The sequence below is a fragment of the Sodalinema gerasimenkoae IPPAS B-353 genome, assembly GCF_009846485.1.
GTDB classification, from domain to species: domain Bacteria; phylum Cyanobacteriota; class Cyanobacteriia; order Cyanobacteriales; family Geitlerinemataceae; genus Sodalinema; species Sodalinema gerasimenkoae.
This window is the reverse complement of the sequence record NZ_ML776472.1, coordinates 4,428,998-4,453,718: the sequence shown is the minus strand read 5'-3', so window position 1 is coordinate 4,453,718 and position 24,721 is coordinate 4,428,998. Positions and strand designations below refer to the sequence as shown.

General features: G+C 53.1%; 20 protein-coding genes and 3 pseudogenes. 7 read left to right on the top strand and 16 right to left on the bottom strand.

The window, feature by feature from the left end; all coding sequences use genetic code 11:
* Positions 1-56: 56 nt before the first annotated feature.
* From L855_RS19365 to L855_RS19340, 6 genes are all read right to left on the bottom strand, one after another.
* On the bottom strand, positions 57-1,328 hold the full coding sequence (locus L855_RS19365; RefSeq protein WP_159790585.1) for a spermine/spermidine synthase domain-containing protein: 1,272 nt from the start codon (positions 1,326-1,328) through the stop codon (positions 57-59).
* 56 nt (positions 1,329-1,384) lie between these two features.
* Positions 1,385-1,621, bottom strand: coding sequence for a hypothetical protein (locus tag L855_RS19360; protein WP_159790584.1), 237 nt, complete (start codon positions 1,619-1,621; stop codon positions 1,385-1,387).
* Between the two features lie 47 nt (positions 1,622-1,668).
* Positions 1,669-2,295 carry a hypothetical protein gene (locus L855_RS19355; protein ID WP_159790583.1) on the bottom strand — a complete coding sequence of 209 codons (627 nt, stop codon included), beginning with the start codon at positions 2,293-2,295 and terminating at the stop codon, positions 1,669-1,671.
* 119 nt (positions 2,296-2,414) lie between these two features.
* Positions 2,415-2,804 (bottom strand): hypothetical protein, encoded by a 390-nt coding sequence (locus L855_RS19350; protein ID WP_159790582.1) that lies wholly within the window; start codon positions 2,802-2,804, stop codon positions 2,415-2,417.
* Positions 2,805-2,904: 100 nt separating this feature from the next.
* The gene (gene nblB / locus L855_RS19345; RefSeq protein ID WP_159790581.1) at positions 2,905-3,561 is read right to left on the bottom strand and encodes a phycobilisome degradation protein NblB; all 657 of its coding nucleotides are present in this window, start codon (positions 3,559-3,561) and stop codon (positions 2,905-2,907) included.
* 38 nt (positions 3,562-3,599) lie between these two features.
* Positions 3,600-4,073 (bottom strand): CBS domain-containing protein, encoded by a 474-nt coding sequence (locus L855_RS19340; protein ID WP_159790580.1) that lies wholly within the window; start codon positions 4,071-4,073, stop codon positions 3,600-3,602.
* Between the two features lie 142 nt (positions 4,074-4,215).
* Between L855_RS19340 and L855_RS19335 the strand changes: the two genes are divergently transcribed.
* Positions 4,216-4,536: a (2Fe-2S) ferredoxin domain-containing protein gene (locus tag L855_RS19335; protein WP_159790579.1), complete on the top strand. Its 321-nt coding sequence runs from the start codon at positions 4,216-4,218 to the stop codon at positions 4,534-4,536.
* A 117-nt stretch (positions 4,537-4,653) separates the two neighbouring features.
* Positions 4,654-5,991, top strand: coding sequence for a cytochrome P450 (locus tag L855_RS19330; RefSeq protein ID WP_159790578.1), 1,338 nt, complete (start codon positions 4,654-4,656; stop codon positions 5,989-5,991).
* Here the strand turns inward: L855_RS19330 and L855_RS19325 are convergent.
* The 6 genes from L855_RS19325 to L855_RS19300 all read right to left on the bottom strand — a co-directional run bounded on the left by L855_RS19325 (position 5,988) and on the right by L855_RS19300 (position 10,351).
* On the bottom strand, positions 5,988-6,905 hold the full coding sequence (locus tag L855_RS19325) for a ChaN family lipoprotein (RefSeq protein WP_159790577.1): 918 nt from the start codon (positions 6,903-6,905) through the stop codon (positions 5,988-5,990). The genes L855_RS19330 and L855_RS19325 overlap by 4 nt on opposite strands.
* Before the next feature lie 138 nt (positions 6,906-7,043).
* Positions 7,044-7,445, bottom strand: coding sequence for a phage holin family protein (locus tag L855_RS19320; protein ID WP_159790576.1), 402 nt, complete (start codon positions 7,443-7,445; stop codon positions 7,044-7,046).
* Positions 7,429-7,995 (bottom strand): hypothetical protein, encoded by a 567-nt coding sequence (locus L855_RS19315; RefSeq protein WP_159790575.1) that lies wholly within the window; start codon positions 7,993-7,995, stop codon positions 7,429-7,431. Before L855_RS19315 ends, L855_RS19320 begins: the two co-directional genes overlap by 17 nt.
* 53 nt (positions 7,996-8,048) lie before the next feature.
* Positions 8,049-8,759 carry a response regulator transcription factor gene (locus L855_RS19310; protein ID WP_159790574.1) on the bottom strand — a complete coding sequence of 237 codons (711 nt, stop codon included), beginning with the start codon at positions 8,757-8,759 and terminating at the stop codon, positions 8,049-8,051.
* Between the two features lie 15 nt (positions 8,760-8,774).
* Positions 8,775-9,269 carry a riboflavin biosynthesis intermediates N-glycosidase gene (gene ybiA, locus L855_RS19305; protein ID WP_159790573.1) on the bottom strand — a complete coding sequence of 165 codons (495 nt, stop codon included), beginning with the start codon at positions 9,267-9,269 and terminating at the stop codon, positions 8,775-8,777.
* Between the two features lie 32 nt (positions 9,270-9,301).
* Positions 9,302-10,351 carry an alcohol dehydrogenase catalytic domain-containing protein gene (locus L855_RS19300; RefSeq protein ID WP_159790572.1) on the bottom strand — a complete coding sequence of 350 codons (1,050 nt, stop codon included), beginning with the start codon at positions 10,349-10,351 and terminating at the stop codon, positions 9,302-9,304.
* A gap of 197 nt (positions 10,352-10,548) precedes the next feature.
* Between L855_RS19300 and cruF the strand changes: the two genes are divergently transcribed.
* From cruF to cphA, 5 genes and pseudogenes are all read left to right on the top strand, one after another.
* Positions 10,549-11,472, top strand: a complete 924-nt coding sequence (gene cruF, locus L855_RS19295) for a gamma-carotene 1'-hydroxylase CruF (RefSeq protein ID WP_159790571.1) — start codon at positions 10,549-10,551, stop codon at positions 11,470-11,472.
* A gap of 132 nt (positions 11,473-11,604) precedes the next feature.
* Complete coding sequence (locus tag L855_RS19290; RefSeq protein ID WP_159791204.1) at positions 11,605-12,831, top strand: glycosyltransferase family 2 protein; 1,227 nt, start codon at positions 11,605-11,607, stop codon at positions 12,829-12,831.
* Between the two features lie 26 nt (positions 12,832-12,857).
* A pseudogene (locus L855_RS22595) lies at positions 12,858-13,433 on the top strand (FAD-dependent oxidoreductase); the annotation flags it as partial.
* A pseudogene (locus tag L855_RS22590) lies at positions 13,428-14,257 on the top strand (hypothetical protein); the annotation flags it as partial. The pseudogenes L855_RS22595 and L855_RS22590, both read left to right, overlap by 6 nt.
* A gap of 163 nt (positions 14,258-14,420) precedes the next feature.
* Positions 14,421-17,048, top strand: a complete 2,628-nt coding sequence (gene cphA / locus L855_RS19280) for a cyanophycin synthetase (protein ID WP_159790570.1) — start codon at positions 14,421-14,423, stop codon at positions 17,046-17,048.
* Positions 17,049-17,408: 360 nt separating this feature from the next.
* Here cphA and L855_RS19275 read toward each other — a convergent pair whose 3' ends face one another.
* The 4 genes and pseudogenes from L855_RS19275 to L855_RS19265 all read right to left on the bottom strand — a co-directional run bounded on the left by L855_RS19275 (position 17,409) and on the right by L855_RS19265 (position 24,662).
* On the bottom strand, positions 17,409-18,926 hold the full coding sequence (locus L855_RS19275) for a calcium-binding protein (RefSeq protein WP_159790569.1): 1,518 nt from the start codon (positions 18,924-18,926) through the stop codon (positions 17,409-17,411).
* 6 nt (positions 18,927-18,932) lie between these two features.
* Positions 18,933-19,007: pseudogene (locus L855_RS22970) on the bottom strand (hypothetical protein); the annotation flags it as partial.
* 221 nt (positions 19,008-19,228) lie between these two features.
* Complete coding sequence (locus L855_RS19270) at positions 19,229-21,295, bottom strand: tetratricopeptide repeat protein (RefSeq protein WP_159790568.1); 2,067 nt, start codon at positions 21,293-21,295, stop codon at positions 19,229-19,231.
* A 70-nt stretch (positions 21,296-21,365) separates the two neighbouring features.
* Positions 21,366-24,662: a tetratricopeptide repeat protein gene (locus tag L855_RS19265; RefSeq protein ID WP_159790567.1), complete on the bottom strand. Its 3,297-nt coding sequence runs from the start codon at positions 24,660-24,662 to the stop codon at positions 21,366-21,368.
* Positions 24,663-24,721: the final 59 nt, after the last annotated feature.

The following is a 24,721-nucleotide window of genomic DNA, read 5'->3' as shown; positions in this document are numbered from 1 at the left end:
AGGGCAAATTAGATCCACCATAAACACTCTACCATACGTTACTGCCGCAATTCATCTCACGCTTCAATCAGAGATTTGAAGCGGAGGATTCTTGCGGGTTTGGCTAAAATCGGTCGATCCAGGTCGGGAAAATCGGCGATAATAACGTCAAACTGCTCATCTAAGGCCGGGGCCGCCAAAAACGCATCGGCAATACGAACTTCAAGGCGAGGATTCTCTAGGGCCCCCTGATTCACTCGTTTGAGAAAGGGATGACGGCGGGAAAGATTCACCACTTCGGGATCGAGATCAATCAGTAACAAACGCTCAACTTGCGGCCATTTCAACACTTCTCGGGCCGCCATTCCATCCCCAGCCCCCAGCAGTAACACCCGTTTCGGATCTGGGGTTGCACTCATGGCGGGATGCACTAAGGCTTCGTGATAGCGATATTCGTCAATTGTCGACAGTTGTAAGTCGCCGTCGAGGAAGAGACGCACATCCTGTCGCCAACGAGTCAGAACAATCCGTTGATAGGGCGATCGCACTCGGGCAATAATGGGCGCATCATAGAGATTATCTTCCAGGGTATTACTCAAGGGAATCGCCAAGGGAGCAAAGCCAATTAAAATCAGGCTAATCACAACTCCCCACAGCCGCCACGATCGCAGACTGGGGAAGTTTTGCGCCAAAATCACCACCATTACGGCGGGGAAGGCCCCAATAATCGCCGCTGAGGGAAATAATCCCAACCAGGGAAGCAGAATCACCGGAAAGGCCAGAGATCCCACTAGGGCCCCCGCATAATCGAGGGCTAAAACTCCCGCGATCGCATCTTTTACCCCGTCATCTTGTTCAAAAATACGAGTCAGCAGGGGAATTTCAATTCCGGCTAAGGTTCCCAAAATTAGGGTGACGAGACTTAAGCCAATCCATAAGGGGCCATCGACGACAAAAATAGCAAATAAGCCTAGGGGTAAAAAGGCACTTAAGGGGGCGATCGCCAATTCCACTTGCATGAAACGCCGCAGTAGCTGTTCTTGCTGTTGGCTGCGATCGCCCTGCGTCACCAAAAAGCGACTCAAGTAAGAACCAATCCCCATCGCCGCCAAAAATCCGCCCACCGCCACCCCATAGGCCAGGGCCTGATTGCCCACCAAATAACTGGCTAACGTCCCTAAAAGCAGTTCCACCGCCAAACCACAAGCCGAACAAATTGCCGTTGCCCCTAACAAAAGATTCCGTTGCGATCGGCCTAAGGGAACCCAGGGTTGAGAGTCAGAATCTTCCTGAAAACGAGTGATGTCATCGGCAATTAAATTCGGAGAATCAGGGCGATTCGATTCCATATAAATCCTCTTAAGACGAGTAAACAATAATCCTAACCATGCAGGTCATAGTTTCACTATTTCCCGAACCCAGTCCCTCCCCCAAAAAAGCCCCCTCCATAACTGGCACGATTCCCTGAGTAATGCCAAGTTCCCGATTGATAAAACCCATTAAGGTAGGTTCCCTGATGGGGCCAATAACTTTGCTGTTGCTGCTCTTGACGCAACGTCACAGAGGAGCGAGAACTATAGGCCGCCCCAACCGTAAAGAGAGCGATAAGAACTGCTAAAATTGCCAAGATTTTGGTTAACATGGTTTACCCTCCCAAAGTCAATCATCGTTATCATCAAAACATCTCGGTTAATCTCGGGCAATTTCAACCACCGAAACCCCACCTAAGGTTCGCATCTTCTCCCGGATAGTTAATATCGTTATATCAACTGGTTCATCCGGGGTCACTTCTATATACACCCCGTAAGACCCTCGTTTTTTTAATAGAAAATACTGCTTAAATATACCCGTCGTTTTGTATAGCTCTCCATCCGCATCCTTATGAAATTTAAGGTGAACCGGGGTCACTTGATGATATAAGTTTTCCCCATAGCCATCGCTGAGCCAGAGATTAACATTCAAAAAGCGAGGAGAGGTTTCATCAGCCACAATCTTTAACGTACAGCAGACCAAATTATTATCACCGCCAATAATCGCACGACCCCCAATATCGCTATCGTAAATCATATTACGAATGGCGCGTTGATTGGAATGCTCCGCTGAGAGAAAACATAAACAGGCTAAGCCCCCTGTGCCAATAACCCCAGGCAAGAGATAGCGAGTATCAATTACCCCATCCCAGACGCGGATCATGAAGCGAACTGACTCATCCTCAACCGGTTGACCTGAAGTGTCTGTATAGTCAAGAATATTGATGGCAAGAGTAATCGTTTCTGGCTCCTGCCCGGCTCGTACATCTAAGGCTTGTATAGTCAAGAATATTGATGGCGAGAGTAATCGTTTCTGGCTCCTGCCCGGCTCGTACATCTAAGGCTGCCTCTACATCACTTTCCCGCCAAGTTCCTGATTCTCGTCCTTCTCGCCAAGTTCCCGATTCAATCCAGTGCCTCTACATCACTTTCCCGCCAAGTTCCTGATTCTCGTCCTTCTCGCCAAGTTCCCGATTCAATCCAGGCTTGTTTGAGGGCCGAGACCATCAAATTTCCCTCGTCATCTAATACCCGAAGTTCATAGGTGGCCCAGCGATTATTCGTGAACGAGGCATTCACATCAACGCGCATTGCCCCAATGGATTGGGGTTGGAGTTGCCAAGTTTTAAATTCAACGACTTCCCCTGGGTTAACCTCAAGGCGATCCTCGAAAATTTGCCGTTGGAATAGGGGACTTGCTATGACAGCTAGCAGGACTAGGCTTACGGCAAAGATGGCCAAGTAGGGCGACCAATCTATAAAGCGATAGGTCGTTGTTTTGGTGGCAGAAGACATAAGACCTCTTAATCAAGACAATGGGGCCGGCTCAACCCCCTGAGGTGAATCGAGTATAACAGACCCAGAATCTGGAGGAATCTAAGAGGTTAGAACGAGGTTATAGATAGCGTTGAGCGCATTCTGCTACCTGAGGATGTTCGTCTTTGGCCAGAGTTTGCAATGCCTTCTGCACTGACTCCCCACCAATTTGTCCGAGGGCCTGGGCCACCCGTTGCCGGGTTTGGGGTTCAGGATGCGTCATGAACTCCTCAATCCAGGGAACCGCTTGAGGATCGCCGAGTTCCCCCAAGGCGCCAATGGCGGTGGTTTGTACCAATTCTGTGTCACTGTGGAGGGCTTCATGGAGCAATTCCACCGCTTCGGGGGCCTCCATTTCCGCTAACGCTGCCACAATACTGAGGCGAACAATCCAATCTTCGTTGTTGCGATAGAGTTGCGCCAAATCCGGGTATGCTTCCCGGAACTTCAAGGCCCCCAACGCATCTGCTGCCGCCGCCTTCACATCTAACTCGGGGTCGTCATAGAGGCGCGATCGCAGCAACCTTAGAGATAACTCCCGGTTCTGATGTCCCAAACTAGAGAGCTTACAAACGGCAGTGTAGCGCACCCGTGGATTGGTATCGGTAACCACGGGAACCACATAGTCAAAGGCGAGACTCGGATCAATATAGTGAAGTTTATTGATGCCACTGAGGCGATCGCCATAATCATCCGAGTCGAGCATTGCTTTGACTGCGTCAGGTGTAATATCCATAAGTTAATCAGGAACGTCAGAACAGGAAAAAATGGGAATTAGGCCTCAGCGTCCGAACTGGCCATGGCGCGGATGATATCGCCTCGGGAGAGAATCCCCACCACGTGATTGTCCTCCCCAAGAACCGGCAGACGATGCACTTTTTTCTCGTGCATTAACCGGGCCGCGTCTCGTAAGGCGCATTCGGGAGTCGTGGTGAACATATGTCCTTTACTCATCACATCCTGCACCGTCTGTCCGAGAACCTTGTGCAGTTGTTGCTCATAATGTTTGGGGTTCTCCAGATAAATCACACTATCGAGAATGGTGATATAGGCCGGAGGAGTGGCCCCGGTTTCGCGCCACATCAAATCGGTTTCCGAGAGCATTCCCACCAGCTTACCCTGGTCATTCACCACCGGTAAGCCGCTGATGCGACGTTCAGCAATGATTTGAATGGCCTCTTGAATGGGAGTCTCAGGGGTGACGACGATCGGATCGTGACTCATCACATCCGCAACACGTTTAACCATAGTGGAGTTTCGGGAATTGATGTATTCGCGCTTAGCTACTGGCCATCATACCGCTCGACGATCCCCCCGACGGTGAAGAATCGCGATCGCCCATCAGAACTCGTTACCATACATCTGAAGACCCTATGGCGATCGCTCCATTATGACTGACGCGCAAACCAATCCCCTGTCGCGGCAAATTCCCTGTATCTATGTCTGTCAGAACCGCTCCTGCGAACTCAATGGTTCCGCCAAAACCCTCAAAGCCTTCCAAGATGCCAATCCCAAGGGCGTTGTCGTACAAGGGTGCGGTTGTCTAGGACAATGTAGTACGGGGCCATCAGTCCGGGTTACCCAAGATGAAACCTGGTATTGGCAAGTTCAACCCGAAGATGTTCCCAAAATCCTAGAGCAACATCTCCAAGGAGGGGAACCGGTTCAGGAAAAACTCAATACCCGCATTCACCTTCAGTTTAATTTTTAATCATTAGCCAGACTGAGTAGGACATCTTGAAGTCTCAAAACTCAACTCTAAAAAGACTTCAGCCGGTTTTAGTCGTCACCAATACACTGTCGAATTTCCACAATCAATTAGCCAACCATGGTTACCCTCAAGACCCCGAAAACTCCCCCAAAATGGCAACTGCTGGAGTGGATTTTCAATCCAACCGGCTACCTGAAACGGAACCAGACCAAACTGGGAGAGACCTTTAATGGCCGTCTTGGCGTGAACTTCGATGGCTTTGTCTTTTTCAGCCATCCCGACCATATTCGCACCATTCTCTCGGCCCCCGCGCGTTGCTTTGACGCGGGCCGGGCCAATGGCATTTTAGGACCCCTGGTGGGGGATGATTCCCTGCTGTTGCTCGACGGACAAGCACATAAACAGCAACGCCAGTTATTGATGCCCCCCTTTCATGGCGATCGCATGGTGACCTATGGCGAGATTATCACCCAGGTCACGCGTCAGGCCATTGACCACCAACCTCAGGGAGAGGCATTTCGGGTGCGATCGCTCACTGAAGAAATTACCATGCGCGTCATCCTCAAAGCGGTCTTTGGCTTAAACGAGGGAGACCAATATGAAAAGATGCGGCGCACCATGGCCACCTTTTTAGACATGACTGCCTCCCCGATTAAATCTAGCTTGCTGTTCTTCAAATCCCTACAACGGAATTTAGGGCCTTGGAGTCCCTGGGGGCGCTTTCTCGCTATCCGCGAGCAGTTAGACGCACTCCTCTACGCCGAAATCCAACAGCGTCGCCAAAAGTCCCTAGAGGAGCGCGACGATATCCTGAGTTTGCTGCTATTGGCCCGGGATGAAGCCGGTCAGGGAATGAGTGATAAGGAACTGCGCGATGAACTGGTGACCCTACTCCTGGCCGGTCATGAAACCACCGCCACCGCTCTGGCTTGGGCCTTGTACTGGGTGCATCGCTTTGACAGGGTTCGCGATCGCCTCATCGAAGAAGTCTCGGCCCTGGGCGAAAACCCAGACCCGATGGCAGTCTTTAAGTTGCCCTATCTCACCGCCGTTTGCAACGAAACCCTGCGCATCTATCCCGTGGCCCTGGTCACTTTCCCGCGCATCGCCAAGGAACCCTTCCAGGTGGGGGACTACCAATTTCCCGCCGAAAGCGTCCTGGCCCCTTGTATCTACCTCACCCACCATCGGGAAGATATTTTCCCCGACTCCTACAGCTTCAAGCCAGAACGCTTCCTAGAGCGTCAATACTCCCCCTATGAGTTCTATCCCTTTGGCGGTGGGAATCGTCGCTGTTTGGGCATGGCCCTGGCCATGTATGAACTCAAACTGGCCCTAGCGACTCTGGTCACTGAACATGACTTTAGCCTGCCCCCACAGCCGCCCGTGAAGCCGGTACGACGAGGAATTACCCTCGCCCCCTCGGCGGGACTTTCCCTAGTCAAAACCCGTTAATTTGGGCTGTTTTCAGGGTCTGAGTTCTCTTCTAGGTCCTCGTGTAGGTCCTCGTGGTGCCAGATGATATCGGCCAAGGGACGCTCTGGAGTGGAGGCGAGGTCAGGATCGGGGTCAAACACTAGCGAGAGTTGTTCGACATCTTGCAGACGACGTTGAACCCGACTGGGAATGCCATCCCCATAGAGAATATGGCCCTGTCCAGCGATGACGACCATGGCCCGTTCGGGGTGAGTTTGCAAAAACTGGGCTACATGGTAGCTCATGGTTTCATCCCAAAGGATTTGAGCCTTAAAAAAGGTTTCAAAGCCGTCACTGGAGCCATGGCCCTGATGATAACCATCGAAAATCTCCCGCAGTCGTTGACGATAGGCGGCGTTATCGAGGTCGAACTCTTCGACTGGGGGCAGATCCGACAACCGTTGCGGGGAGAGATTGCCAAATCCCCCTCGGGCCACCTCCCGTATGGCTTCGATGGGCGCATTTAAGGCCAACACCGGTAGATTATGGGCTTTGGCGAAGCGCAAAATGGGGGCGTAGGCTTCCCAGGGAAAACCCCAGCGCGTTTCAAATTCCGTCAGTTCCAGAAATTCCGCTTCGCTAATCTCTCCGGCAAGATATTGGTCAATATAGGCTTGTTGCGGCCGTTCAAACATCTCCAAGCCGATCGCCAGTTGTGGGTTTTGCTCATACCACCGTTGCAGAATCTCTCGTTGAGCGGCCTGATCCTCCGGGCGATTGTGGACTTCCCCGAGATAGAGGACTTGTACTCCCTCTAAGCGAGTCAACAAATCATCGGGGCTGAGAACCTCCTCCTGAGTGGGTTCTCTGAGAACTTGCGCCCAGGTGGGAGTTCCCCAACAGAGCCATAGGCCCAACAAACAGGCAGACAATCTAAGGGTTGGCGATCGCATGGTGGGTTGTATCGTAAGGAAGAAAAGGCAAGAGGCAAGAGGGGAAACCACGTAGGGGCGTACCTTTATGGTCGCCCTCTTCCGGCAAGAGGCAAGAGGGGAAACCACGTAGGGGCTTCGATTGCTATGGTTTTAATCTCAATCTTGATCTTGTAGCAGGGTGGCGGTGGTGCTGGCAACTCGGCGACGGGTTTCATTCATGTAGCCGCCGCGTAGGGTCAGTATCCCAATGAGGAGGCTCAGTAGGCCCAAACTGGCATCCGCGACTCCGACGCTGGCTAGGGCCGCAAACCATGTCAATCCTAAGCGGTGAACCCACCAGACGGCAACGGCCTGCAAGAGTCCGGTTCCCATGGCCAACAAGCCAATCCCAATCGAGGCCGCCACAATCCCCAGCAACAGTCGCCGTTGTTCCCGAGCGGCTTCTCGCTGGGCAATGTCTAGGTGCAGTTCGACGAGAATTTTGAACAGCCCCAAACTGCGGCGGACATAGGTTTCCACCTCAGAACGGAGGCTGTCGGATTCACTTGCGATCGCCACCACTTCCTCCCACAAATAGTCCTAACAGAAAACCAATTCCCAACGCCGTCAAAATTGAGGCCCCTAAATTGCGTTTCGCCTGAGATTTTACCTCCGGTAGGACATCGGCTTTCACCCGTTCAACAAGCTGTTCAGTGCGTCGCTCCAACAAGTCCAAGACATCATCAATACTAGGACTGGAGGGATGGTCGCTCTTCTCAGTCTCCGATTTAGATTGGACATCATGGCTCTCGGAGTGGCTTAACTCTTCCGATTGCCGTTTCTCTTTTTGGGCCTGGCGTTCCCAACTCAGACTTAGGGAATGGAGTTCAGCCAGTTGGGCGTGAATGAGGGTTTTTGTATGTTCGGTAGCGTCGGCAACGAGGTCCACTGTTAAGTCTAAATCTCCTTCCGTGGCTTTTAACTCCTCAGGGGCCATCAGGCTCCATTCCTGAGTGATTAGGGGAACCAGGGACTCAAAGCGTTCTTGGAACTGCTCCGGGGAAAGCCGTTTAGGGGCGATCGCCGTCCCATTGTGACGTGCCGTTGTCTCGCTGTTGGCGATGGCCATGGTAGTTATTTATCTGTGAGTCGTAACTTTACCTTTAATGTATCGCAGTTTTTTTAATCCATTGCCGGCTCATCGACGAACTTATAGCCCACTCCCACCACAGTTTTGACAAACTGGGGTTGGGTGGGATCGGCTTCGACTTTTTTGCGTAATCGGGCTACATGGGTATCCACCACTCGTTCATCGCCAAAAAAATCACTCCCCCAGAGGCGATCGATAAGTTGACTACGACTCCAAACTCGCCCCGGATAACTCATAAGAGTGGAGAGGAGATTAAATTCCAAGGCGGTTAAATCCAGCGGTTCGGGATCATCCCCGAGGTAGCGGCTGGCCGTGCGGCGATCGAGGTTGAGGGTAAAGTGAGCGGTGCGGTGCATATTTTCCTGGCCCCCCTGGCGTAGACTGCGGCGCAGTAGGGCCCGCACCCGCGCCACCAACTCCCGAGGGCTAAAGGGTTTCACCAGATAGTCATCAGCCCCCGTCGATAGGCCAATCACGCGATCGATTTCCTCTCCTTTCGCCGTCAACATGAGAATATAGGGGTCTTTCTCCCCCGGTTGTTGACGAATGCGGGCGCAGACTTCCAAGCCATCGAGACCCGGGAGCATTAAATCTAAGATGATTAAATCTGGCTGATGTTCGCGAAATGCCTCAATGGCCGCCAAGCCATCGGCAGCGTGATGACAGTTGAACCCTTCGGGTTCGAGGGTTTGTTGCAGGAGTTGAGCGATGTCTAGGTCGTCTTCGACAATCAGGATATTCATAGACAAGGTAAGACCCTAAGATGTTGAGTTCGGCTGCTGAAGTTGGGAGGGGTGAGTGTGGGGCCGGGAGGCTTGTAATTCACCGCGAATGGTCATAAGAATCCGTCCGAGATGGTTTTGGCCACTTCCGTCAGCCCCACAGCCCCAAAAGTAGTCGACGGGCGAGTTTTCGATGAGATACTCCTCTCCAGTATCGAGGAGAATCTGCTGGATATCGAGATGGGTGAGGAATTTAACGTTTACCGCTTCATACATCAGTTGGGGTTTAATCTCATCCCAGTCGGGCCGGGGTTGGCGACGGCGATCGCGTCCTAGGCGGGCGGCCTCTTCAGGGGTGGCGGCTTGGCGAATGGTCACCATGACGGGTTCGTCGCGGGTGCCGAGGAATTTATGGGCCTGATAGTAATGTTCTACGGTGGGCCAGGTTTGTCCCTCTATCTCGATGGCGTGACGGGAGAAGTTGGAGAAGCAGCCATAGTCGTCATGGGCTTTGTAGAAGTAAATGGTCATGGGTGAGGAGAGAACCGTACGCTCGGATTGGGTTAGCTGGGATACACCAAAATTTTACGACTATCACTGTTGGGACTTTGGAGAGGCTCTAGGATGCTGGCTAACTCAGCAAGGGGGACGCGATCGCTGATGGTGGTTTCTAGGGGCAGATGATGGTCAAACAAATAGGTGAGGCTGCGGGACTGTTGCCGAGGAGAGAGGCCCGAACAGCCGAGAAGGTCAATTTGGCGGCGGGCAAAGGCGAGGGGATCGAGGGGAACGGGTAGGGGATCGGCATAATCGGTCATACAGAGTAATTTTCCCCCTGGACGGGTTCCATCGAGGGCGTGCATCACATCCCAGCCTTGGGGTTCGGTGAGCAGGGCCCCATCGACTCCCTCGCCGTCGGTAAAGGCCCGGACTTTGGTGTGAAGGTCATCGCTGTTGCTGTTGAAGGCGGCTTTGGCCCCTAAGTCTAGGGCGGCTTCGAGCCGTTGAGGATTGCGATCGCTCACGAGGGGATGCAGTCCCAGCCGTTGGGCCAGCAGCACGGCGATCGCCCCCAGGGAACCGGCCCCCAAAATCCAGATGTGCTGTTCGGGTTGTAGGTTCAGCCGAGCGAAGCCATGCAAGAGGCTATTGATGGGTTGCAAAAAACAGGCCCGCTCAAAGGTAATATGTCCGGGAAGTGCTACTAAGCCGCCATGGTCAACTAAATGTCTGGGAACCTTGACAAACTCCGCAAAGCCTCCACCACTGGGGGTTAACCCGGCCGTGGTGGTATGGGCTTGATAGGTCTCACAGGCAGAAAAGCGGTCTTCTAGACAGGCCAGACAGCGCATACAGGGAACATGGGCCAGGGTCGCCACCCGCTGTCCTACCCGCCAGGAGCGCACCTCGGGGCCCACCTCAACGATGGTTCCGGCAATTTCTTGGCCGAGGACGAGGGGTTGCTCCAATTCCGGAACTCGCAGACGATAGAGATCTAAGGGAGATAGACCGACGGCTTTAACAGCGACGATCACCTCTCCCTCTGAGGCAGTCGGTTGGGGGAGATCTTCATACCGTAGCTCCCCTGACCCGTGAAATACTTGTGCTTTCATGTTGTCTAGCTCCATCCTCCCCGGACTGACAAGAACGACCAATGGGAGTGGTTTAGGCGGCTGCTGCGACTCTATCCTACCGCGTGGTTCGGCCGCGTGGTTCGGATCTCTAGCACCTCTGGGCTTTAAGGGGGAAAACCGAATACGTTACACTTTGTGAAGTCATCGTCAGTGCTTGTAAAAAAAGTTAACATCCCATGAAGCATCTCAGAATCGCCGAACGCGCCTGCCTGGGCATTCATATCTTCTCGATGGCGTTTGGACTAGCGGGGCTGCTGCTGGTTCTGCCGAATCCTGAGTTTATTGCCCAGTTATCGCCTTTAGGACTCAAAGCCTTTGGCTTGGGCATGAGCCAAGGGGGCGTCAGCTATATCATCCTCGGGGCGATTGCCGTGGGTTTGTTTGGCTATCGTACCCTGGGACTCAAACCCCTTTTGGCCTTTTTCATTCCCTCCTTTTTCCTTTCCCTGAGTAGCGAACTCCTGGGCACTAGCACGGGTTTTCCCTTTGGTGCTTATCACTACCTCAGTGGCTTGGGCTACAAAATTGCTGGCCTCGTGCCATTTACGATTCCCCTGTCTTGGTTCTATATGGGGTTTGTCTGTTTTGTCCTGGCCACGGCACTGTTTGAAGTGACCCCTCTGGCCCGTTGGCAACGTCAGATTGCTGCTATTTCCCTGGGGGCGATTCTGCTGACGGCTTGGGATTTGGTCTTAGATCCGGCTATGAGTCAGACCCCCTATCCGTTCTGGGCCTTTGAGGAAGTGGGCAGCTTCTTTGGGATGCCTTACCGCAATATCGCCGGTTGGATTGGGACTGGGGTGATCTATATGACCGTAGCGACAGCGTTACAAAATGGCAAACAGTTTGTGCTGTCTCGGCGAGATTTAGGCCTACCGGTGGCGGTTTATCTGGTTAATTTTACCTTTGGGGCCAGCATTACTTTAGTGCTGTTGGATGCTCAGTTTACGGTGCCAACCCTTCTGAGCACTCTCTTTGGGGTAGTTCCGGCGCTGCTATGTTGGCGACTGGCCCCTCAGGAGGTTGCATCTGAGGAGGAGACTCCTCGGGTGTCTGACGCTGAGATGGACTATCCCGCCTTGGAAACGGCGGCCAAATAGCCCCGATTTTCTATCACTTCCATGATGGGTTGCTCGGGCGAACCTTGCGGTTTGGGGCACATTGTTGCCTATGATAGAGGCTTTGCTATTGCCCTTGGCGATCGCCCTCGCTGCCCCAAACTTGCACGATTCATGGATAGCCTGATTTTCCTTCTGCTGCTGCTTCAGCTTCCGGCTGTGGCCATTCTCTTGTCTCGTTTAGCCGCCGGACCCACTCGTAAACCCCCCCTCACTCCCCAAGTCCTGTTGGGCGATCGCTTGGGAACGGTGGGGGTCATTGTGCCGACGCTGAATGAAGTCCACCGCCTCAGTCCCTGTTTGGCGGGGTTGACGCAGCAGGCCCATGAGGTGCGATCGATTGTGGTGGTGGATAGTCGTTCTGAGGATGGAACTCAAGGGTTGGTAGAATCCTTCGCCCAGCGAGATCCTCGGGTGCGCCTGATTGAAGATGACCCCCTCCCGCCGGATTGGGTGGGTCGTCCCTGGGCCCTGCATAACGGTTATCGCTATTTTTCGCCCCCCACTGATTCCTCTGTGGAGTCTGAGTCTGCCCCTAAACCGAGCTTACCCCCAGTGGAGTGGCTGTTAGGGATTGATGCGGATACGCAACCCCAACCGGGATTAGTGGCGGGGTTGGTGGCGGAGGCGGAACGGGAGGGCTATGATTTGGTCTCTCTGTCGCCGCGCTTTATTTTGAAATATCCTGGTGAGTTATTGCTGCAACCGGCGTTGTTGATGACTCTGCTGTATCGCTTTGGGCCCACGGGAAGCCCCAGTCCCTCAGCGGAACGGGTGATGGCCAATGGGCAATGTTTGTTGGTGCGACGCTCGGTATTGCAGGCCATTGATGGCTATCACTGCGCCCGTCGCTCGTTCTGTGATGATGTCACCTTGGCGCGAGAGGTGGCCCGGCGCGGCTATCGGGTGGCCTTTTGGGATGGGTCTGAGTTGCTGAAGGTACGGATGTACGATGGGGCGGCGGAAACTTGGCGGGAATGGGGGCGATCGCTCGACCTCAAGGATGCCTCGTCTTGGGGACAGACCTGGAGTGATGTCTGGCTGCTCTGGATGCTGCAAGGACTGCCCTTGCCGGTGCTGTTGGGGTCACTCCTGGTATCGGGGCCGGGAACGCCTCTGGGGGGCATTCTTGTGGGGCTGAATGCCCTATTGCTGCTGATTCGGGTGGCTTTGGGTTGGGCGATCGCCCCGTCCTATGATCGCGCTCAGGCTCAAGGGGCCTGGCTGTTCTGGCTTTCCCCTCTGGCGGACCCTCTGGCGGCCCTGCGGATTTCCCTCTCGGCGCTGCATCGCCCCACTCATTGGCGAGGTCGTGTTTATAATATCAACAACAACGCTTAACATCTGGTTACATTTGTCATCAATTCATGTCCTCATTGCCCCTGTCTGTCTCTGGGCGACCACAAGGGTTCGCCCCTACACCTATGACCCGCTGCCACTACGACGTTGCGATTGTCGGCGGTGGGGTTGTGGGAAGCGCCCTGGCCTGCGCCCTACGGGATTCTGGCTTGCAGGTGGTTCTCCTCGATGCTCAGTCCCGAGAGGCGGCCCTGTCTCGACAACAGGTCTATGCCGTCACTCTGCTGACGGGACGGATTCTGGAGGGAATTGGGGTCTGGCAGGGGATTTTGCCCCGCATTAATACCTTTCGCCAAATTCGTCTGTCTGATGGCGATCACCCCGCTGATGTGCGCTTTCTGCCTCAAGATTTAGACCTAGACCGTTTGGGCTATGTGGCGGAACATACCCCCCTCTTGCAAGGGTTGCGAGAATTTATTGACAAATCCGATAATGTATGCTGCGTCGAATCAGCGCAGGTCGAGGAGATTGACTATGGGACCGACGAGGCGATCGTGACCTATGGTCATGAAGGCAAGACCCAGCAGCTTCAGGCCCGGCTGGTGGTGGCGGCCGATGGGGGGCGATCGCCGGTGCGGGAGGCGGCGGGTATTTCCACCCGAGGCTGGAAATACTGGCAATCCTGTGTCACCTTCAAAGTTAAGCCCGAAAAATCCCACGACGACATCGCCTATGAGAAGTTTCAGTCAATCCTGTGTCACCTTCAAAGTTAAGCCCGAAAAATCCCACGACGACATCGCCTATGAGAAGTTTCAGTCCAGTGGACCCTTCGCCATTCTGCCCTTACCAGGAAACCGCTGTAACGTGGTCTGGACGGCCCCTCATGTCCAGTGGACCCTTCGCCATTCTGCCCTTACCAGGAAACCGCTGTAACGTGGTCTGGACGGCCCCTCATGGGGAAGCTAAAGCCCTGATGGAGCTGGATGAGGCGGCGTTTCGGGAGCGGCTGCAACAACGGTTTGGCTCGGAGATGGGACGGGTTGAGTTGGCCAGTCCCCGCTATTTATTTCCGGTGCAACTGATGCAGAGCGATCGCTATGTCAAGCCTCGTTTAGCCCTCATTGGAGATGCGGCCCATCGCTGTCATCCCGTGGGCGGCCAGGGGATGAACCTAGGGATTCGGGATGTGGCGGCCCTGGCGGAAGTGCTTCAGTCCGCCCAGCAGCGGGGTCAAGATATTGGCGCGTTGACGGTCTTGAAGCGATATGAACGCTGGCGTAAACTGGAAAATCTGACCATTCTCGGCTTTACCGATGTTCTCGATCGCCTCTTTTCCAATGACTGGTGGCCCCTGGTGCTACTGCGTCAACTAGGATTATGGGGGTTACGCCATCTTCCCCCAGTCAAAACAACGGCGTTACGATTAATGACTGGCTTACTGGGTCGTCAACCCCAGTTGGCTCAAGATTAGTTGAGGTTCCCCTAGTCCCTAGGTTGACCTTAGATTAATCAACAATCCCCAGATTCTGTTCACTGCGAACAGTTTTCAGGCGATCGCCAGATCGAAACTAAACTATAGTGTTCACGTACTGCTCCATCTGCTCCGGCTAGATTCTCTGGTACTTACTCCTATGAAAATTCTCAAGATCCTCACGTTACGCGGACCCAACTACTGGAGTATTCGCCGCCAAAAATTAATTGTTATGCGCCTCGACCTAGAGGATCTGGCCGAGCGAACCACGGACACGATCCCTGGTTTCTATGAAACCCTCAGCGAACTGCTGCCAAGTATTGAAGAGCATTTCTGCTCCCCGGGCCATCGCGGTGGCTTTCTCAAGCGAGTCAAGGAGGGAACGCTACTCGGCCATGTCATTGAGCATGTGGCCCTGGAATTGCAAACCCTAGCCGGGATGGAAGTGGGGTTTGGCCGCGCTCGCTCGACGGCGACCCATGGAGTGTATAACGTCGTCTTTGAGTATAAGGATGAGCGGGCGGGCCGCTATGCCGCTCGGGCCGCGGTGCGGATGTGCAGCAGTATTGCGGAGACAGGCCGTTATCCCCTGGGAGAACTGGAACAGGATTTAACGGATTTACGAGATTTACAGGATGAAGCGGCCTTAGGCCCGAGTACCGAAGCCCTGATTAAGGAAGCCGATCACCGCTATATTCCCTGGACTCAGTTGAGTGCCCGGGCCATGATTCGCTTTGGGACGGGAGTCCATCAGAAGCGGGTTCAAGCCACCCTGACGGATAACACGGGCATCCTGGGGGTGGAACTGGCCTGTGATAAGGAAGGCACGAAAACCATTTTGGCTGATGCCGGGATTCCCGTCCCTCGGGGAACGGTGATTCATTATCTCGATGAACTCGAAGATGCGATTGCCGATGTGGGGGGCTATCCGGTGGTCATCAAACCCCTCGATGGCAACCATGGCCGAGGCATTGCCATCAATATCCGCAGTTGGCAGGAAGCGGAAGCCTCCTATGATGCCGCGAGTGAAGAGTCCAAAACTCGTTCTGTGATTGTGGAACGCTACTACGAAGGCCAAGACCATCGGGTTCTGGTGATTGATGGCAAATTGGTGGCGGTGGCGGAACGGGTCCCGGCCCATGTGGTGGGAGATGGCAAATCGACCATTGCTGAGTTAGTGGAGGATGTGAACCAAGATCCCCGCCGGGGCGATGGCCATGACAATATCCTGACCCGGCTGAAACTGGATAATACCAGTTTGCAATGGCTAGACCGCCAAGGCTTTGATGCCCAGAGTATCCCCGAACCGGGGGAAGTTTGTTATCTGCGGGCGACAGCGAACCTCAGTACCGGCGGGATTGCCATCGATCGCACTGAGGAGATTCACCCAGAAAACCGTTGGATTGCTGAACGGGTGGCCAAGATTATTGGCTTGGATATTATCGGCATGGATGTGGTCACCTCGGATATTTCTCGGCCGCTGCGGGAGACGGATGGGGTGATTGTGGAAGTCAACGCTGCGCCTGGGTTCCGGATGCACGTCAGTCCCAGTGAGGGCAAACCTCGCAATGTGGCTAAACCGGTGTTGGATATGCTGTTTCCGCCGGGAACGCCCCACAGTGTGCCGATTATCTCGATTACGGGGACTAATGGCAAGACGACCACAACCCGCTTGATTGCTCATATTTGTAAGCAAACGGGCCAGGTGGTGGGGTACACCACGACGGATGGCACTTATATTGGTGACTTTTTGGCGGAGGCTGGCGATAATACGGGGCCCCAGAGTGCGGGCCTGATTTTGGGAGATCCTACGGTGGAGATGGCGGTGTTAGAAACTGCTCGTGGGGGGATTCTGCGCTCTGGCTTGGCCTTTGAGGAAGCTAATGTGGGGGTGGTCTTGAATGTAGCCGCAGACCATTTGGGCATTGGTGATATTGATACGATTGAACAGATGGCCAGTGTGAAAGCGGTGGTGGCTGAGGCGGTTCACCCGGATGGCTATGCGGTTCTCAATGCCGATGATGTGTTGGTGGCGGGGATGGCGAAGAATCTGCGATCGAATATCGCCTATTTCTCGATGAACCCGGATAATGAGATTGTGCGGGGTCATGTGGAGAATGGTGGTAAGGCGGCGGTGTATCAGGATGGCTATCTGGTGGTTCTCGATGGCGGTTCCATGGTACGGATTGCTAAGGCGGAGGAGGTGCCGCTAACGCTGAAGGGGATGGCGCCGTTTATGATTGCGAATGCTTTGGCCGCTTGTATTGCGACCTATGTGCAAGGGGTTGAGTTGGAGGCAATTCGTGCGGGTTTGGCGACCTTTAAGGCCTCGGTGGATCAGACTCCGGGACGGATGAATCTGTTTGATTTGGGTGATTTCCATGCCTTGGTGGATTATGCCCATAATGCGGCGAGTTATGAGGCCTTGGGAGGCTTTGTCCGCAATTGGCCGGGGTCTTGTATTGGGGTGATTGGGGGCCCGGGCGATCGCCGCGATGAGGATTTTGTTGAGTTGGGCCGTCTCTCGGCGGAGATTTTCGACCAAATCATTGTCAAGGAGGATGATGATACTCGGGGACGACCTCGGGGGGATGCGGCGGATTGGATTTGCAAGGGGATTCAGGAGGTGAATCCTGATGCTCGTTATGAGTCGATTCTTAGTGAGGAGAAGGCGATTAACATTGCCCTCGATGAAGCGCCGAAGGATAGTTTGGTGGTGATTCTCCCCGAGAGTGTCAGCCGCGCGATTCGTTTGATTAAGGAACGTCATCCTGTGGGGGATGCGTAATTGAGATTCAGGCTGGGGGTATGATGCCCCCAGTTTTTGTTTCTGATTTCTGTACGTTAATCAAAAACAAAATTGCGCTGCTTAGATGTTTGGCTTTGCGCGGCCCGCACCGGGGCCGCGAAGCCTTGCCAACCTCAATCAAAATTTTGGTGCGCTTTGTATTGAGGGGTGAAGCTTTATTTATGGTTCTATTATAGCAAAATGGATTTTTCATGTCAAGGGGGAGGGGGGAACCATGTAGGGGCAATCCCTTGTGGTTGCCCGAGGTCACAGAGGTTGGAGGAGGGGGTGGGAGGCAAAAAAAACACCCCCCTGTGGGGTGTTGAGATGAGATTGAAGTTGAGGATGCAGCCAGAATCGTTAGAGGATATCGACTTGTGCGATGGGGATAGCGCCGAGTCCGTCTCCAGATAAAGACACTTGCATAAAGCTATTAGACCCACCGTCGAAGAACGCTTGAACCTGGAAGGTCCGCTCAGTCTCGCCTACGCCAAACTCAATGGGTTTATTTTCTAAAATTAGAAAATTGCCTTGCTCTGGGCCTGACCCCAAGTTGTTGATATCGGTGACACCAGTGCCTGAGTTTTGGGCGCTCGTACCGGTGCTTACATTAACAGTGGCAGCAACATTGGCACTGGACTCGGGGCGGACAATTGTAAACTGGATAAAGTCGGGAGTGCCGGGAACAAAAGTTGCAAGTCCATCTTGACGGTCGTCGCCGGCAGAGCCAATCGTTTTCTCGTCTCGAGTAAACGTAAAACCACCACCGAAGGGCGGAGCATCAGCCGGTTGACGATTAATCAGGAAGTTGACGTTATCAACAACGGTCGTATCTTTCCTCAGTTGTAAGGAGAAGAACCGATCGTCCCCTTCAGCATCCGTTCCCAAGACTTCGTTAATGAGATTGATGTCAAAGGCGACAGTTCCTTGCCCATCAGCAAAACTAACGAGGCGTTGTCCGTTAAGTAACTCCACCTCAGAACCGGGACTTTGATAGTCCACCCTTTCAAAGGCGGTGGCGGGGATTTTGTTGAACAAGAGGTTGTCTTCCCCAGTGGTTCCACTGCGTTTGACGAAGATGCTGCGGGGGATTAACTCGCCGGCGGTGCTTCCTCCATCTTGTTGATTGAACTCGTAGAAATTGACGAGTTCCCCGTTTTCATTCACAAACTCAAAGGTGCGCGGGGGTTCAGGATCGGCAATCTCACTGGAGAAGTCCGTCGCATCAAGGTCAGATACCCCTTCAACCACCGCGAGGAACTGGTTGGTGACAGTATCTTTGATAATGGAGTTATCGCCACTAACTTCAATGCTGACATCGGCAAAGGGTAAGCCATCGAGGAATAACTTATCCTGACCACGCACGAAGTTCTGAATGCGATCGGCATCAGAGACGTTGACGCCGCCGCTGGTGAGATCGGCACTGCGGCGAGACATGGCAAAGGTATCTTCTCCCTCACCCCCGACGAGAACATCAGCCCCTAAGTCACCCGAGAGGAAGTTGTTACCGGGACCGGCGAAAATGGTGTCATCTCCGGCACCGCCATAGACCGTATTATTGCCTTCTCCGGTGCGAATAACATCATTTCCTTGGTTGCCGAAGAGTAAATCACTGCCATTTCCCCCTTCGATGGTGTCGTTTCCTTCTCCCCCGGCGATGGTGTTGTCCCCATCACCGGCCATGAGGTAGTCGTCCCCTTCTCCTCCGAGGATAAAGTCGTTACCACTGCCACCGAAAATGGTATCGTTGCCGCGATCGCCCGAGAGATAGTTATTTCCGGAATCCCCAAAGAGAACATCATTCCCTTGTCCTCCATACAAACTATCATTTCCGGCTCCGGCTCGTAGGGTGTCATCCCCTTGGTTGCCGAATAACATATCATTTCCAGAACCGCCGACAACGCTATCGTTGCCATCGCTGGCGGCAATGACGTTATCTCCGCCAACGCCATCGATGATGTCATCCCCTGATAAATCAGGTAGGGGTTCCCCCTGGATGTTTCCACCAGGAATACAGGTTTACGCAACATTTCTGGTAGAAACACCCGTGGATTTTTGAGTTTTTAGCTGATGTATTTCAGCTTTTTTATTTTAACTCATTATTGTTTAATAAGACGAGTATTTTAGGAGGATTGTTTCATGAATTCAATGTTGTACTCTCCATGGGTTTGTGACGTCATCTACATGGCACTCGCTTGAAGCATATTATTCTGAATTTGGAAGGCTTTGCCCAAACTAGCGACGGCTTCTTGATGTTTGTTCAAAAGGGATAAGAGTTGGCCCCGATTATACCAAGCTTCTGACTGTTCGGGTTTCAGTTTAATCGCCCGTTCATAGGCATTTAGGGCTTCTTGATATCGCTGAAGTTTCTGGAGGGTGGTTCCGCTGGCATACCAGGCTTCATAGGATTGAGATTGCAGTTCGATCGCAGCATCAAAGCAGTCTAATGCTTGGTCGTAGCGTTCGATTTTTTCTAGTAAGATGCCGTGATTGTACCAAGCCTCAAAATGTCCGGGTTTGAGTTTCGTCACTTTCTCATAGGAGGCGATCGCCCGGTCATATTCGTCGATTTTCACTAAAACAGCGGCGTGGTTGTACCAAACCTCATAGCGATCAGGATTGATATTTGCCGCTTTCTCGTAAGCACTGACAGCATCTTGATAGCGTTTAACATTACTGAGGACGTTGCCCAAGTTGTACCACGCTTCAAACTTGTTCGGTTGTAACTTAACGGCTTGGCGATAGGAGGCGATCGCCTCTTGAAAATGCTGCATTCGATTGAGAATCGCACCGCGATTATGCCAAATTTCTGGACTCTTGGGCTGAATCTCCAGGGCCCGTTCATAGTTTTTCAGGGCCTCATCCAAGCGTTGCAACTTGCTGAAGGTATTACCCCGGTTATACCAAGCTTCATATTTATCGGGGTTCAACTCCAAGGTGCGATCGTAACTTTCCAGGGCCTCATCTAAGCGTTGTAAACGGCCGAAACTGTTTGCCCGGCCAAACCAGGCTTCCACCAAGCGATCGCGGCCCCCCGGTTCCTCAAGATTCTGATGTTCAATGGCATTATCAAAACTGTCCACCGCATTGGCATAGCGGCCCGTGCGATACAGTAGAGTTCCATGACGTAGCCAGGTATCTGCATCCTGATTGTCGAGGGTGATCGCTTCTTCATAGGCGGCGATCGCATCAGTCCAGCGTTGGCTTTGCAGTAATGCCTCGGCATAATCCAACCAAGCCTGACGATGATGGGGTTGACGAGTCAGCAGGGCCTCATAATAGACTAACCGCTCTTCAACTGATGCCGTCTCAGGCAGAGATAGGGGAGTCAGTTCTACAGCCGCCGTCGGAGAGGTTGATTTTGCCGATGTCGAGGGGTTGGAGGTTTCGACTGGGGTTGAGGGGGGTTCGGGTTCTGCAACAGCGTCTGCAACGGCATTCCCTCCAGCCGCAATCGGTAAGGTTCGATTCGCTTCCTGAATTGCCTGAATCGCGGACAACCGTTGCGACACCCGGTCAATTTTTTGCCGTAACTCCGGCTTCATGGACTGCAAAATGGCGCGGGGGCTAATTTTCTGAATTTCTGCTAACTTCTCATCTTTGGCCTCGTAGGCCTCCAACACCGCCACCTGCAACTGATGCAAACACTCATTGCGAATTCGTTCCACCTGATGCAGTTGATCCATCTGCACTTCCATTTCCTGGGTTAAGCCATCCACCTGCGATCGCGCCTGTTGGTGGGCCTGGAGAACAGCCTGTTCGAGTTCCTCCAATAACCGATCTGCCTTCCGACTGGAGTGATCTAACTGGTTTTCCAAATCCCCCAACTTGCCCAACTTACTGCGAACATCGGCCACCAACCGTTCCAAAACACGATGGCGAATCACTGCGAACGTTGCCAAAGTTGCCAAGGGAGACAGGGCCAGAGTCATCAACAGGGCCTGATAGAGGCTGACATATTGATGAAAAAGACTCGGCCCCGAGTGGCCCACCCCAGAGACATCACCCCCAGAACCATCGGCCCCAGAACCATCGGCCCCAGAAACATCGGCAGTCATAAATTGCGGCTGATGCTGAGATTCTGGGTGACTCATCTCAGGAGAGGCCATGGCCAGGACTTGATTCGAGTCGGCCGAGGTTTCTAAGGATGGATTGTCCAACGAGGGCAGCATCGGTAACACAGACGGTTCGAGACTGCCCTCTGGCGCCAATAAGGCAGCAAGTGCAAGTAAAGTGTGAGTCCCCATAATCACCAGTCATCATGCGAAAGGTATCGCTTATCCTTACAAGACTGGTGGCCGCTATCCGGATATACAGCTATCCAGCGGCCCGTTGGGCAACAAGTTCCTTGAAGATGCCATACATATCGCTGGCGAACTTGCGGGGATTCCAGAGGGGGGCCAGACTGTCGGGGTGTTTACCCTGTTCGAGTTGCGATCGCATCTGTTGCCGCAGGCCATCATCTTGGCCCATGCGGACTGCCCAATCAATATACTCCTGCCAAGTCCAAGCCACGCCCAAATCCGTCCCAGCGGCTTTCATCAGGGAGTAGGCTTGACGGCCAAAGGACTGTTGCGACACCAAGGCCACCACCGGCATATTAAACCAGAGGGCCTCGACGACGTGGGTTGCCCCACTATAGGGATAGGAATCAATCAAGACATCGGCAAACTGATAAATCAGGCGATGTTCTTCTTCCGTCTGAGTTCGGGGGAGAATGCGGATGCGATTCGTCCGAACTCCCTGACGGCGACATTCTTGTTTATAGATTTCCTCAATGGCCAACAAATCCCCCACCCGGCCTTTATAGAACAGAAGGCTATCGGGAACCTGGGCCAGAATCTTAATTTGGGCTTCGACTAACTCAGGACAGAACTTATTACCCGTCGCCACACAGAGGAAGGCCACCTGATTGGGGGCCACCCGCATGGAACGGCGCAATACCTCCCGATCCACTTGACGGATGGGAAGTCCAGCGGTGGCAGCGAAGGAGTCGGGAAGGCGCACCACTTGTTCGATGTAATGTTCCTCGACACCGGCTGGGTGAGTTTGCCAATCTCCCAGGTAGTAATTTTTGGGAGTAATATAGGGGGCATCAAAGCCTAGCCAGGTGAGACAGACATGGGCCGGACTGCTATAGAAGACTTCAGTGTTGGGCATCACCGTTACCGAGTCCATATCCACTAAGACATCGAGGTTATCCTGGGCAATTTCTTGCAAAATCAGTTTCGCCTGGGCCCCCTGGGGACGGCTAAATTTCTCGGCGGCTTTCTCGAAGCGTTCGGTGAGTTCATCACGGCCCATATCCCCGGTGACGTAGAGGAAGATATGGGGGGTGATTTGACTGAGGGCCTCGATAATGTCCACACTCAGCCAACCAACGGAGTGACGGCGGAAATGTTTGGAGAGGAAGCCGATGCGCAGGGGATGGCCGGGGTTGGGCCGAGGACGAATGGGAATTTCGGCGTGTTTCTCGCTGTTGGCTTTGGCTTCGAGATATTTGAGATAGAGTTGGGCTAGGGTTTTAGAGAGTTTGGCGTTTTTAGCCACGTCATCGCGGACGTGGGGCATATCAAAGGCCAGGTTGAGATAGAGGCGCACGACCTCGTTGTAGGTGAGGGGATATTGCTGAATGGCGTCGTAGATGAGGGGTTCGACTTCGTTGAATTTGGCGATCGCCACCTCACTCACTCCAGAGTTCAGGTGAGATTTCATGGCGGCCAATAGGGCCATAATGTAGTCTTTCCCGGTCACGTTTTCACAGAATTTCAGGGAAACGGCCCGGGCGGCGGCTTGGTTTTTGGTATTATAGAATTCGCAGAGGGCCCAGTAGGATTCGGTTAAATCCGGCTGGAGTTCAATGGCTTTATGGAAGAGTTTGACGGCGTCCTCTTTTTGTCCTTTGCCGTAGTATTTAGCCGCCAAATGCTGATAGGAGATGCCCCCGCCGAATTTGGGGTCGAGTTCTAAGGCCCGTTTCCAACATTGGATGGTTTCATCAACCTTGCCCATCCGTTCATAGACTTTCCCTAAATTCCAATGAATCCCTGGTAACTCTTGGTTATGGGAGAGGGCTTTTTGATAGAGTTGGAGGGCTTCGTGGTTTTGGTTTTGGAAGAAGTAAATACTGGCAACGTTGGAGTAGACTTCAGCGAAGTCCGGTTTGATGGCGATCGCCCGTTGATAGGCGTTCATGGCGGCGTTGCCGTTCTTTTGTCCTAAGAAGGCATTACCGAGGACTTTGTAGGCTTCGGCGGAGTCGGGTTTGCCCTGAATGGCTTTGCGGGCAGAGATGATGGCTTGGCTAAAGTTTTTCTCTTCTAAATAGATTTCAGCTAAGGTGAGATGAACCTCAGCATAGTTGGGATGAAGGTCTAGGGCGTGACGATAATAGCGTTGGGCCGTTTGCAACCGTCCTGTTTGCTCTTTGATGAAGTTCCCGGCTTGAAAGTCAATCTGGGCAACTTCTTGATATTCTTCTAAGTTATAATGCCATTGAGCGCATTCGTGGTAATACTTCAAGAAATACTCAACAGTCTCATTGAATTTCTGTTGATACTCTTGATTTTCTGGGTCAATTTCTAAGGCTTTTTTGAACTCATCTAATGCCATTTGTGGCACACTATGCTGAAGGCAGGCCAAGCCAAAACCATGGTGATACTCTGCGTTTTGTGGCGCTAGTTTAACGGCTTTTTCAAAATCCACCATAGCTTGATAGCTTTGGTGGTGGTGATAGGCAATGCGAGCTAAGTTGTAGTGAGCAATGGCAGATTGATTATCAACTTCCAGGATTTTTTTATAGAGGAAAATGGCTTGGCGATAGTTTTCTTGCTCATGAAAACATTGCGCCAGCTTAAGCATTTCCTGCTCCCAGATGACGACATCTTTTTGCCGCAGATGTTCGAGAAGCTGGTTGAGTTGTTTACGAGGGGCTTCTAGGTTGGGGTTGAGTTCAACGGACCGTCGATAGGCGGCGGTGGCGTCGGCCAGTTGGCCTTGGGCCTGATAGACGGCCCCGAGGTTGTGATGATAGCTGGCGGCGTTGGGATTGAGGGCGATCGCCCGTTGCAGGAGGGTGATGGCTTGGGTGTGATCCTGCTGTTGATAGGCAAGGGTTCCCAGTCCCTGGAGGGCATCGGCCTGGTCGGCATCATACTCTAAGACGCGTTCGTAGAGTTGCTTGGCCTGGGAGAAGTCCCCCAGTCGGTGATAGGCCCGCCCCAGTTGAATTAGGTGATTGAGGGCAGCGGGGCGATCGCCCTCAACATACTCAAGCCAGGCCCGGGTAAAATTCCCCTGGAGGGCGTCACTGTTGGGGTCTAACAGCAGTCCCTGACGATAGGATGCCAGACTTTTATCGAGATTGCCCTGACCGCGATAGGCCATGCCCAGGGTATTGTAATAGGCAGCATGACTCTGATCGAGGGCGATCGCCTGTTCAATCTGGTCGATGGCGCGATCGTACTGTTGCTGTTGATAAGCAATCATCCCCAACCCATGCAAGGCCGCCGCCTCCTGGGGGTTCTCCGCCAAGATTTGCCGATATAACTGTTCCGCACGTTCCACCTCTCCCGTCCGGTGGGACGCGATCGCCGTCGCTACACTAACACTCATCCCCTGTATCTTTCCTCCTTTACAACGTCCCGATTCTGGGTGGGCGACTCTCTCTATCA